Here is a 12,724-nt window from a genome sequence, read left to right on the forward strand (position 1 = left end):
TTAAACTAATTTTATTTTTAAAACGGTGGCCATGTTTACCGCCATTTTCTTCATCTGTTCTGCAACTTTACCTTCAAAATAAGGGTCAATACTATCGTATAAATAATCCAACCAAATATCATAATGTTCCTTTAAAAAGGGTTCTTTATCATGAATATCTTTATGTATTTGAAACATATTATTAGCATAACCTCCTTTTAAGAACAAGGCTTGTTCCCAAAAAGTACATAAAACATCTAAATGCTCATCTAAATGTTGATCAACATGAGTTGTCTTTTTAAAAAAGAAATTAATGTTACCATCAGCCAAGAGTTTATTATAAAACTCCTTCATTATAAATAATATGTCTTCTCTTGTTTCTATATCTTTCATATAGCGAATGTAATTTATTTAATTTAATTTTTTATTGATTTTTATCATCTACATCCCCTTTCTATTCATAGAATATGAAGCTATCGGGTTTTATTTCCTACCTTTGCAAAAAAAGTACATTATGTCGCACAAAGCAGGATACGTTAATATTATAGGAAATCCCAATGTTGGAAAATCAACTCTAATGAATGCTTTAGTAGGAGAACGCTTATCCATCATTACAAGTAAAGCACAAACAACTCGTCATCGAATTTTGGGTATTGTAAATGGTGATAATTTTCAAATATTGTTTTCGGATACACCCGGAATTATAAAGCCTGCTTATGAATTACAAAATTCTATGATGGATTTTGTGAAATCGGCATTTGAAGATGCTGACATCTTGATTTATATGGTGGAAATAGGTGAAAAAAGCTTAAAAGACGAAGCTTTTTTTAATAAAATTATTCACTCTAAAATACCAGTCCTTCTTCTTTTAAACAAAATTGATAAATCCAATCAAGAACAACTGGAAGAACAAGTAACTATATGGAAGGAGAAAGTACCTAATGCGGAAATTTTCCCTATTTCTGCTTTAGAAAATTTTAACATACAAGCTGTTTTTGATCGAATTATAGAATTACTTCCTCAATCAGAACCGTATTATCCTAAAGATGCTTTAACAGATAAACCCGAACGTTTTTTTGTTAATGAAGCAATCCGCGAAAAAATATTATTAAATTATGATAAAGAAATCCCTTACGCTTGTGAAGTTGAAACGGAAGAATTCAAAGAAGATGATACGATCATCAGAATTCGTACTTTAATAATGGTAGAACGCGATACTCAGAAAGGAATTATCATAGGCCACAAAGGAGCTGCTATTAAAAAAGTAGGGATTCAAGCCCGCCAAGAATTAGAAAAATTCTTTGGTAAACAAATACATATCGAACTGTACGTAAAGGTTAATAAAGATTGGCGCTCGAATGAAAAACAGTTAAGACGTTTTGGATATAATCAAAAATAATTGACTGATTTAAAAATTAAACACACTCCTCTTTTTATACAATTCCTTTAGATAAAACCCCGTTTTTAATTGCTTTTGCTTAAAAACGGGGTTCTTTTTTAGAAACCAATAGTTTTATTGAATAATTTTTAAGAACTCTTGTTCTAATTCGTTCATTTGGCCATATCCGTTTTCACGTGTTTGACGCCCTAGAATATAAAGAAATATCCAGCAAAAAACCATTAATCCCATCACTATAAAATCAGATGTAATACTTTTTCTTAACATATAATCAGAAAGAGCAAACATCATAAAGACAATAAAAATTCCAGCTACCATAAAGTGCATAAATATAAAAAATGTCCACATGGTTTGAGCGGGTCCAAACAACCCTCGAATATGAGTAGCTTGTCCATTACTCCCTTCTTTTTCTTCCAATTCTATCGTTAAGTACGGTGACCAATAACGTTGTTTTAAGCCTCCTATAGTAAATTGTATATGATTTCTTCTTATCTTCATTACATAATCCGAAGAAATTTGACTTTTATAATCAATAAATTTTTGTCTCACGACATCAACTGTTTCGTCAATGTCTTTATAAAATCGCAGTCGTAGGTTAATCGTGTTTTCAGTTTCCATTTTTAGTTTATTTGATTAGAGGGCAACCAAGATAAGAAAATTATTAAAAACCAACAAAACGCGTTTATTTTTTTAAAAAAACATTTTTTTATAACAAAAAGTACGTTATAAAAATTCTGAGAATTCTAAAAAAATCTGTATAACACAAAACAGAAGGGAAAATTGCACAAGTAAAGCCATTCCCCTTCTATCTTGTTTAAATCAACAACAAATGTTGAATCCTTTTTTAAACATCCTCTGTACGATATTAAAAAGTATATTTTACATTTAAACCTCCAAAAAAGGTTGCATTTAAAGGTGCAGGAATGTACGCATCAGGCATTTGATTAACAAAAACCATTTGGTAATACTGTACATTAGTAATATTATTAACCCCTGAAAAAACATCTAAATCTAGGTGATTGATTACATTTATTTTTAAACCTAATTTAGCATGTAATAAATTGTATTTATCCGCAGTTGCGATTTGTAAATTTGGATTTGTTCTATCTACAGGAACGTATCCAAAATTAGCAGTTCCTCTATGATTAAACGTTACGTTACCATAGATTCCCAATTTAGTTAGAAAATCTACCCCTGCATTAGCAACCCATTTAGGGGTTCCTAACACACTCAAGCCTGAAAAATCATAAACATTTTGAGCAATATTAGCCCCAGTGGTGGTTCTACTAAATTTATACTCTGGGTATGTAAAATCAGAATAAGTCCCGTTTACAAATGGCGCGAATGATTTTAGAAAACCATTTGTTGTTTTTATCATTTCAAATTTTAAATTACCTTCTACTCCTTTATGCAGCTGGCTTCCTCCATTAATCATATAAGTATACAACTTAGTTGTATTGGCTGGATCTGTAACTGAAACGGTTGACATTTTATCTTTAAAATTTGTTCTAAAAGCGGCCAATTCAAATCCTAAACGTCCTTCTAGAAGTTTTCCTTTTGTACCTACCTCCCATTGTTCTCCAATTTCTGGACGTAAATTACTATTGACCTGATTGATTTCAGGAATAAATAAATAACCGCTTACAGGTGCTTTATATGCTTTGTTGTAAGAAGCATAAACAGATACTGATTTATAAAATACTTTACTAATAGCTACTTTTGGAGAATACATATCTTTATAAGATACATTAAAGTTTAATGGTTTACTATTTTGGGTTACTTGCGGATTTCCTGAAGGGTTGTAAATATAAGGAAATCTGTCATTAGAATCTATTCTCATATAATTTGAACTAATACCAGCCGTTAGAGCAAAATCATAGGGCATATTAAAAGTCCATTCAGTAAATACAGAATTTGTTTTTGACAAAACGTATAAATTACTTCTTAAAACCCCTATAGTATTATATCCCTCTGCATTTACAGGATTCCCCATAGGATATGCCAGTGTTTGTGCATTTTGCATTTGCATTTCAACTCCCGTAATACCTGACAATTTAAACTCATTACCTAAATCCCATTTACTATCAAAGGTAGAACGAAAACCATAATTTACAGGTAATTTATCGGTCCATCCTCCAGCAGAACTTACATTACTACTAATTCCTGAACCAAAAACAGAAGTGGAATTACTCAGGTTTTTATATATTTGATAAAAATGGTTCAGTCCTGCTCTGAAACTAATGACATTACTATGTGCATTATTTTTAATATAAGCTGGATTTCCTGAATAATCTAAATTTTGATACTGAGCTATTGTAAGTTCTCCATTTCTTTCCTCATAACTATTGGTATATCCTACATACGCATTGATTTTTTGCTTGTTACTTAAGCCAAAATCAGCAAAAATATTTACAAAATCTTTTTTAGAAGCTGTATGATTCATAAAACCATCATACTTTTGGTTTCCGTAATTAACTAAAAAAGAGGATTTTTCACTCCCCACAGCTATTTGAGAGGTCAATCGTCTTAAACCATAGCTACCAAACATGGTATTTTGAGAAATAGAGGTTTTTCCTGCCTCTGGTTTAATTGTTTTTAAATTTACAGCACCTGCAATAGCCAATCCATACAATGACCCTGCTGGTCCTTTTAGAACCTCAACTTCTCCAATTGAATTAAAGTCAATATCATCCATTAAAGTAATTCCTTCAGCATCTGTTACTGGAATATTATTTAAATACACTTTTACTCCTTGTGAATCAAAATTACTATTAGTTCCATTAGTTCCTCGCACGCCATTTCCATATCCGCGAATATTAAACGTTTGTCCTGCTGATACAGTACGGCGCTGCATAAACATTCCTGGTATGTTTGTATTTACAGCATCATCAAAAAACAATCCTGTACCACGTTGAATTTCTTTGGTTTCTAATTTAGAAATAGACGCCGCTTGTTTTAATAATGTCTTATCTGATTGCGAAGTAGCTGTAATTTCTACTTCATTTAATTTATTAATTTCTATATTTTTGTTATTCTCTTGAGAAATAGCTTGAATTGAAGTAAGTCCCAATAAAACTACTCCTATTTTATTTTTAATTTTCATGTATACTTTACTTATTTTTAAAAATTATCATACTAGATTTAGCTAACACTTTAGCTAAATACTAAATGAGATAAACAAAGATTTAAATAAAGCTAAACGCTTTTTTATCCTATTGTCTATCAATATATTATTTTCAATAAAATAGATTGAGGTAAAACGATCAACCTATTAAATAAGTATACTCTGGTGGAGGTGGTTCTATTGATTGTTTATTTTGTAAATAATTCATTAAATCATCCATGTTTAATTTTGCTTTCCGACAATATGAGTAATTATTTAGTAAAACAAACGCTATATTTTCCTGATAGTACAGAAAATTGATTTTTAACCTTTGGTTCTTATTTTTTGCTCCTGTATTAGTCTTTTCCTTATAATCTTTTGTTCTGTTGAGGTATTTTTTTTCGATTTTGTCGTTAATTAATTTTAAAACCACAAATTGATCATCCGTTTTTATTTCAATAACATCATGAAATTCTTTATTAATTATAATTTCATGATCTGAAATTCTACTTTTAAGAAATTCTGTTAAAGTTAATTTTATCGTAAAACAGTCATTTTCAGAATAATTTTCTAACACCACTGATTTTAAAAAGTTTTGTTTAATTTCAAAAATAGAACTCACTACTCCTGCATGCATGAGTATAATAATAGCAAGCAATAATAGAACCCTTTTTCTCATTTAAACTTTTTGTGGGAGGAGCAAATATATAAAAATCAGATCCATGGAAAGATAATTTTACCAAAAAGAATGTGTAACCAGTTTGTTTTTTTTACCTTTGCGCACTGAAAAATTGAAAAATGAATAATATCGTAGCCATTGTAGGGAGACCTAATGTAGGGAAATCAACTTTTTTTAACCGATTAATTCAACGTCGTGAAGCTATTGTAGATTCTGTTGCAGGGGTAACACGCGATCGTATTTATGGTAAAAGTGAATGGAATGGAAAAGAGTTTTCTGTAATTGACACAGGTGGTTATATTAAGGGTTCTGATGATATTTTTGAAGGAGAAATTCGCAAACAGGTAGAATTAGCCATTGACGAAGCCGATGCTATCATTTTTGTAGTAGACGTAGAAGAAGGCGTAACTCCTATGGATATGGAAGTAGCTAATTTGCTTCGTAAAGTTGACAAACCTGTTTTAGTAGCTGTTAACAAGGTAGATAATGCAATGCGTATGAGTGACGCTGTTGAATTCTACTCTTTAGGTTTAGGAGAATATTACACTATTGCTGGTATGAATGGTAGTGGAACAGGAGAATTACTAGACAAATTAGTAGAAGTACTGCCCGAACTACCAGAAGTCCTAGAAGAAGAAAATCCTTTACCGCGTTTTTGTGTAGTGGGCCGTCCTAACGCTGGAAAATCTTCATTTATCAATGCTTTAATTGGTGAAGATCGTTTTGTAGTAACGGATATTGCAGGTACTACTCGTGATGCTATTGATACGAAATATAATCGTTTTGGGTTTGAATTCAACCTAGTTGATACAGCAGGCATACGTCGTAAATCAAAAGTTAAAGAAGATTTAGAATTTTACTCTGTAATGCGCTCTGTTCGCGCTATTGAACATAGTGACGTTTGTATTTTAATGATAGATGCAACTCGTGGTTTTGAAGGACAAGATCAAAATATTTTTTGGTTAGCTGAAAAAAATCGCAAAGGAGTTGTGATTTTAGTTAACAAGTGGGACTTAGTTGAAAAAGACACAATGACCACAAAATTATACGAAGCTAAAATTCGTGAAGAAATAGCTCCTTTTACAGATGTACCTATTATTTTTGTTTCGGCATTAACAAAACAACGCTTACTAAAGGCATTAGAAGCTGCTGTTCAAGTGTACGAAAACAAAAAACAACGCATTCCTACCTCTAAATTCAATGAGTACATGCTAAACATCATTGAACACATGCCACCTCCAGCACTAAAAGGGAAATACATAAAAATTAAATACTGTATGCAGTTACCAACACAATCACCACAATTTGTGTTCTTTGCTAACTTACCTCAATATGTAAAAGATCCATACAAACGTTTCTTAGAAAATAAAATCAGAAACAACTGGAACTTTGAAGGTGTACCAATTGATATTTATATACGAGAAAAATAAAATAACACCTCCTTTATTTAAAAAGCCATTGCTAAAAAAAGCAATGGCTTTTTTGTTTTTAAACTACTCCTTTTTCTAAAAAATCATACTATTTACCTCTTAGAAATACAAAAGCAAAACACAGGATAGAATAGTATTCTTTATTGTTAAATAAGCATAAAAAATAGAAATAAAATAGAAATAAATTGCATTATATATAAATAAAAAACCAAAAAACAGAATTATGAAAAAAACATTAATCTTAATTAACCTCCTACTAAGTATTGGTGGGAGCTTATATGCTCAACTTCTAGAATGCGGAACAAGAGAACAAAACGAAATTACACAAAGAAAAAATCCCGATGCTTTAAAAAACAGAAATGAATTTGAAATCTTTACAAAAAAGTTTGTACAGGATTTACGTAAAAACAAAAATGTAAAAAACAACGCTTTGGCCACTAATTACATTATCCCTGTCGTATTTCATATTTATGGTACTACACAAAGCGGAAAAAGTGTTACCTACGAAAAAATCGTCAACGCATTAAATGCTGTTAATAATGATTTTAATGGGCTTAATGATGACTTCAATAGCGTTGACCCTTTTTTTCAACCTCGTCGAGCAACGTTAAACATTCAATTTCGATTAGCTAAAATCGACCCCAATGGAGGCAACACCCTAGGGGTTGTTTTTCATACAACAAAAAATGGGTATGGAAATGGAGGTGGATATGATGATCAAATTGCAGCAGATGCTTGGGATAATAAAAAATACCTAAACGTTTATATACAAAATGATTTATACAATCAGAATATTTACACTAATTCTGGAGTGGCTTGGTATCCCGATATAAATATGACCAATAGAAATACCGCTAGAATAGTATTTAATGGCGCTTATCTATTAGGCAACACCGACAAAGAATTTTCTTCTACCCTTACCCATGAATTTGGTCATTTTTTTAACTTAATTCACACATTTGAAGATGGTTGTACGGGAACAGATCAGGTAGACGACACACCTAAAGAAGATGCTAAACACACCTTGAGCTGCACCCCTGGTACAAATTGCGATGGAGACAAAGTAAATATCGAAAACTACATGGGATACAACGGAGCAAGAGGTTGTTATAAAATGTTTACCAGAGGTCAAGTTGACCGAATGATTGCAGCAATGCAACACGAAGCAAGAATTACTCTTTGGCAAAATTCAAATTTATTAGCTACAGGCGTATATGACAACCAACTAGCATCAATTATCGCCCCATTAAGTCTTTACAAAGAAAACATTAGCAACAATGGTACTTTCTCTCAAATAAATGAATTAAGTCTAACAGCAGGAAAAACTTTTTCATTATCCTCTGGAAAACTTATTCAAGGAACCCATTATACACTAACCAATTTCCCTCAAGGCTTAAATCCTATCATAACCATAAATAGTAATTCTAAAGCAACTCTTACATTGGAAGGCTCTGCACAAAACCATCAGACTAATCATAATATTTTAGCAAGTATTCAATTTTTACCCGCTGCCTTTTCTGGAGGCACTAACAACTTAATATCTGACAAATTAAACATTAAATTTGTTTTTATAGATCCTTACGGTATATTTTTAGCTAAAGGACAACCAAACTGGATGGCAACACCTAATCAAACATGGCTTTTCTTTAATACAGAAAAAGGAGACGATACTTCGTATGGATTTTGGCTATTTGAAACCGATAAATACAAATTAGAAACGTATGGAAAGCGATTGATTTGCAATGCAAACACAAGAAATATTAGCCGTTTAACAAAAGGAACTGAAATAAATGGTTCTTCTAATTTTACAGCACCTGGAGCGTATCCCAACCAGCTAGACATCATCAATCCGTCGTATAATGATTGGAGAGGACAAATAGGATATATTGGCTATGAATACAAAATAGATGGCAATACTTGCTATGGCTATTTTAAAGTAGAGCCTGTTAGTGGCTCTGAAGGGTATAGAATTACAGAATACGCTTACAACACACAACCTGGAGCTCCCATAAAAGCAGGTGAAAAAGATCTACAATCTTTAACCTCTCCTTCAAACCTTACTTCTGCTATCAATAACAATACTGTTGTTCTAAACTGGATTGATAAAAATACAACAGAAGATGGTTTTTATCTAGAAAAATCAACTAATGGAGGTGCTTATCAGCTAATTACTACCTTGGCACCTAATACTTATACATATTCAGACAACCTTATTAATGTAGGTATTACTTACAAATATAGAATAAGTGCTTACAAAGGAACTGAAAAATCAAGCTACTCTAATGAAACAATAATTACAGCTCCTAGCGATTATGTGGATTATTGTAAAGTTAGTGCGAGAAATGCTTATGAATATATTAAATCCATTAAATTAAGTTCTTTTACAAATACTTCTGGAGCGGATTATGAAGGATATGGTAATTACGCATCTAAAACAATTAGTTTAAAATCAGGAGAACAAATAACCACAGTACTTACCCCTGGTTTTAATCCTTTTGCTTCTGATGAAGCATGGACAATTTGGATTGACTATAATGACAATAAACAATTTGAAAATTCAGAAATCGTTTTAAAAACAGCACTAACAAACAAAGAGTACACGGGCACTTTTTCAATTCCTTTAACCACAAAAGGTACTTTCCGTATGCGTATCATAATGCGCTATAATGATATTAGTAATACTCCTTGTGGGTATATTAACGATGGAGAAATTGAAGACTACACCGTACAAATACAAGAACAAAATACTACTTTAGAAACGCCTTATGCTTATTTAAATGGTGGAATCTCTAAAAATGGATTTTATGCTTTATGGAATAAGGTTCTTAATGCTAGTAAATATGAGGTACAATTGAATACCTCAGGTACTTGGTACACAGTAGGAACTTCAACTAGTTATTATTTATATGTGGCAAAACCTGAATCTAGTACACAATTTCAATTTAGAGTAAAAGCTCTTAATTCTACAGGAGAAAGTAATTGGAGTACTCCTGTAAATGTAACCTTACCTTTATCAGGACCTATAAATACAAAAGAATCTAAATTTATTATGGTGCCAAACCCTGCTACCGATCAAGTAACGTTTTCAATACCTGAAAGCATTTCTAACGATAGTCGTATAGAAATCTATAACAACTTAGGCCAGCTTGTAAGAATAACGCAACAATTGGAAAATTATTCCGTTCAAAATTTACCTAGAGGAACCTATCAAGTTAAACTAATTTCTAAAGAAAAAGTGGAAGATAGTAAACATTTATTTTTAAAATAATACCATTTAACCCAAATTATGCGTTAGCCTTTGTGATGAAAAAAATAAGGGCAAAGAAAATAAAAATGCACACATTTTTTCCCCAGAGCTGTAGTTTTACATTGAGGATAAAAAAAGAGTTCTTTTTTAGATTCAAAGTCATTTTTATCTATACTAAATTTCTAATGCGTAATCTGGGTTTAAACTTTGAATTTTCTTTTTAAAAATAATACATCTATAAAAGCAACAAAAATTAGCGTTGGTTCTCGATGCATTTCGCACTCGATCTGACGATGATTTCGATTGTATACTCAACCATCTGTTCGAGTTGTTTTTGAAATGAAATGGAAAAACGTATCGAGAACTTTACTTTTTAATTCAGTATATTTTAAGTTTAAATAATATAATACACAAGCTGTATGTAAAGCTTTTTTACAATTAAACTAAAATTTGAAAGGGTTCGACTTTAAAAAAGCGAACCCCTTCTTTTTAACCCAACTTAAAACAAATTTTCTAACCCATCTGATTTTCCTTTTACAATAAAACAAACCATTAACTCAACTGAAATTGGCGAATAGATATAGAATGGGATTTATTAGCTATAATTTCAGAAACTATTTTACCTGTAGCAGGTGCTAAACTTAATCCCATCATGCCGTGTCCTGTTGCTAAAATTACATTTTGAATATTTTTATCTCTGGCAATTATCGGCATACCTGACGGAGTACAAGGACGAAAACCATACCATATTTCTTGATTTTCAGGCATTCCCACTTTCATTTCAGGATAAAAAGTGTTTACTGTATTAACGATACCTTGCAATCTGTTCCGATTTATTTTTGTATCTCCTGTATGAGTAATTTCCATGGTACCACCAAAACGAATATCTTTATTCATAGGAGTAACAGCTACTTTTCCTTCACATAAAATAGAAGGAATTAGAGGTTTTTTTTCCTTATCTAATAACGTAAAACTGTATCCTTTTCCTGGTAAAAGAGAAATACCTGTCCCTATTTTTTTAGCTAAACTAGGACTCCATGCTCCTGTAGCAATTACAACTTCGTCTGTACTAAAATTTCCTTTAGAAGTAATTATCTGACTTACTTTTTCGTTTGTTATAACAAAATCCATCACACTACAATTATTATGAATCTTTATTCCTTTTTTAGCTAATTCTCTTTTTAGGTATGCTATGAATTTTTGAGGATATAAATGCGAATCGCATTTATAATGAACTCCCCCTAAAATATCTAGTTTCGTTCCTTGTTCTAAACTTTCTACTTCTGATTTTGATAAGAATTCGACTTCTAACCCTAATTTTTTAGCTTCTTCTCCTTCATGCACAATTTCCGCACCTGTTTTATCTGTTTTAAACAACATTAAAAGTCCTTTTTCTTCATAGTAAAAGGAATTACTTTTACTTGCTAAATCTTTATAAAGTTCTTTACTTAACAGAGACAAATTTCGAAGAGCTGGTTTTGCTTTTTCTACATGTTGTTTTGTGGCATTTTTATAAAATTTCCACCCCCATTTCAACAAATCAACATCAAAACGAGGTTGGATATAAAAGGGACTTTTACTATCAAACATCCATTTAACGCCTTGTGCAATCATACCTGGTTGTGCAAGGGGAATAACGTGAGAGGGTACTATCATTCCTGCATTTCCATAGGAGCAACCGTCTGTTAGATCAGAACTGTCAAATATTTCTACCTCATATCCTTCTTCTGTCAAATAATAAGCAGTACATAACCCAATAATACCGCCTCCTATTATACTTATTTTTTTCATTTTTTAATACTTTTGAGATTTGGGATATTTAAAAAAAATGCTTAGCAAATTTATTTTCACTATACTTTCCTAATTTTTAATTCTATTTATATTACCTGAAATCCATGAGCGTATGGATCATCATCATCAATAATAATGTTGTTATAACCATAAACTTTAGCCCATCCTTGAATACTTGGTACAATTGCGGGTATAGAACCTATATTGGTTTCTTCAACTACTCGTCCGATGAATTTACTACCAATAAAGCTTTCGTGTATAAATTCTTCGTCTTTTTTTAAGATCCCTTTTGCATGTAATTGCGCCATTCGAGCAGAGGTTCCTGTACCGCAAGGGGAACGATCTATTGCTTTATCTCCATAAAATACAGCGTTTCTTCCTGAAGAACTTGGATCAATTGGAGTACCTGTCCATAATAAATGGCTTACATCTTTAATCGTATCATTTTCTGGATGTATAAATCGATTTGGATATTTTTCATTTATACGCGCACGAACCACTTGACTGTATTGTATTATTTTGCTTGCGGTAAAATTTTGTATACCGCTAAAATTTTTCTGTGGATCAACTATGGCATAATAGTTCCCTCCATAAGCTACATCAAATAGTATTTCTCCCAATTCAGGACATTCTATAGTTAAATCTTGCGCTGCTAAATAGGATTTTACATTTGTAAGACGTACCCACTCTACTTTTTTGCCAATTTGTTTGTATTCTATTTGCACAAGACCTGCTGGTGCTTCCATTCTAATTTTTCCTGGAATTTTTGGCGTAACTAATCCCTCTTCAACAGCTATGGTAATTGTACCTATAGTCCCGTGACCGCACATGGGTAAACATCCTGAGGTTTCTATAAACAAAATTCCAAAATCATTTTCTGGATCAACAGGAGGGTGTAAGATACTACCACTCATCATATCATGACCTCTGGGTTCAAACATTAGTCCTTTTCGAATCCAATCGTACTCTTTTAAAAAATGTTGTCTTTTTTCGCTCATGTTTGCTCCCTTTAAATCAGGACCACCACCAGCTACAACCCTTACGGGATTTCCGCAGGTATGTGCATCTACACAAAAAAAAGTTTTTCTTCCCATTG

General features: G+C 31.8%; 9 protein-coding genes. 3 read left to right on the plus strand and 6 right to left on the minus strand.

The window, feature by feature from the left end; all coding sequences use genetic code 11:
• On the minus strand, positions 1-372 hold the full coding sequence (locus tag HUE53_RS02735; protein ID WP_065213099.1) for a group III truncated hemoglobin: 372 nt from the start codon (positions 370-372) through the stop codon (positions 1-3).
• 121 nt (positions 373-493) lie between these two features.
• On the opposite strand from HUE53_RS02735, the gene era reads away from it, so the two are divergent.
• A complete protein-coding gene (gene era, locus HUE53_RS02740) occupies positions 494-1,378 on the plus strand; it encodes a GTPase Era (RefSeq protein WP_065213098.1) in 885 nt (294 codons plus the stop codon).
• 114 nt (positions 1,379-1,492) lie between these two features.
• Here era and HUE53_RS02745 read toward each other — a convergent pair whose 3' ends face one another.
• The 3 genes from HUE53_RS02745 to HUE53_RS02755 form a co-directional block, all read right to left on the minus strand.
• Complete coding sequence (locus HUE53_RS02745) at positions 1,493-1,996, minus strand: hypothetical protein (protein ID WP_065213097.1); 504 nt, start codon at positions 1,994-1,996, stop codon at positions 1,493-1,495.
• Positions 1,997-2,243: 247 nt separating this feature from the next.
• Positions 2,244-4,481: a TonB-dependent receptor gene (locus tag HUE53_RS02750; protein WP_065213096.1), complete on the minus strand. Its 2,238-nt coding sequence runs from the start codon at positions 4,479-4,481 to the stop codon at positions 2,244-2,246.
• Between the two features lie 160 nt (positions 4,482-4,641).
• Positions 4,642-5,160: a hypothetical protein gene (locus HUE53_RS02755; RefSeq protein WP_063743159.1), complete on the minus strand. Its 519-nt coding sequence runs from the start codon at positions 5,158-5,160 to the stop codon at positions 4,642-4,644.
• 119 nt (positions 5,161-5,279) lie between these two features.
• Between HUE53_RS02755 and der the strand changes: the two genes are divergently transcribed.
• Together der and HUE53_RS02765 are read left to right on the plus strand one after the other, a co-directional pair.
• Positions 5,280-6,590, plus strand: a complete 1,311-nt coding sequence (gene der / locus HUE53_RS02760) for a ribosome biogenesis GTPase Der (RefSeq protein ID WP_014166221.1) — start codon at positions 5,280-5,282, stop codon at positions 6,588-6,590.
• 223 nt (positions 6,591-6,813) lie between these two features.
• Positions 6,814-9,858 carry a M43 family zinc metalloprotease gene (locus tag HUE53_RS02765; RefSeq protein ID WP_192188686.1) on the plus strand — a complete coding sequence of 1,015 codons (3,045 nt, stop codon included), beginning with the start codon at positions 6,814-6,816 and terminating at the stop codon, positions 9,856-9,858.
• Positions 9,859-10,389: 531 nt separating this feature from the next.
• On the opposite strand, the gene HUE53_RS02770 is transcribed toward HUE53_RS02765, so the two are convergent.
• Positions 10,390-11,628, minus strand: coding sequence for an NAD(P)/FAD-dependent oxidoreductase (locus tag HUE53_RS02770; RefSeq protein WP_107317279.1), 1,239 nt, complete (start codon positions 11,626-11,628; stop codon positions 10,390-10,392).
• Between the two features lie 86 nt (positions 11,629-11,714).
• Positions 11,715-12,722, minus strand: coding sequence for a 4-hydroxyproline epimerase (locus HUE53_RS02775; protein ID WP_192188687.1), 1,008 nt, complete (start codon positions 12,720-12,722; stop codon positions 11,715-11,717).
• Positions 12,723-12,724 lie beyond the last annotated feature (2 nt).

The sequence above is a fragment of the Flavobacterium columnare genome, from assembly GCF_014844295.1.
Taxonomy (GTDB): Bacteria; Bacteroidota; Bacteroidia; order Flavobacteriales; family Flavobacteriaceae; genus Flavobacterium; species Flavobacterium columnare.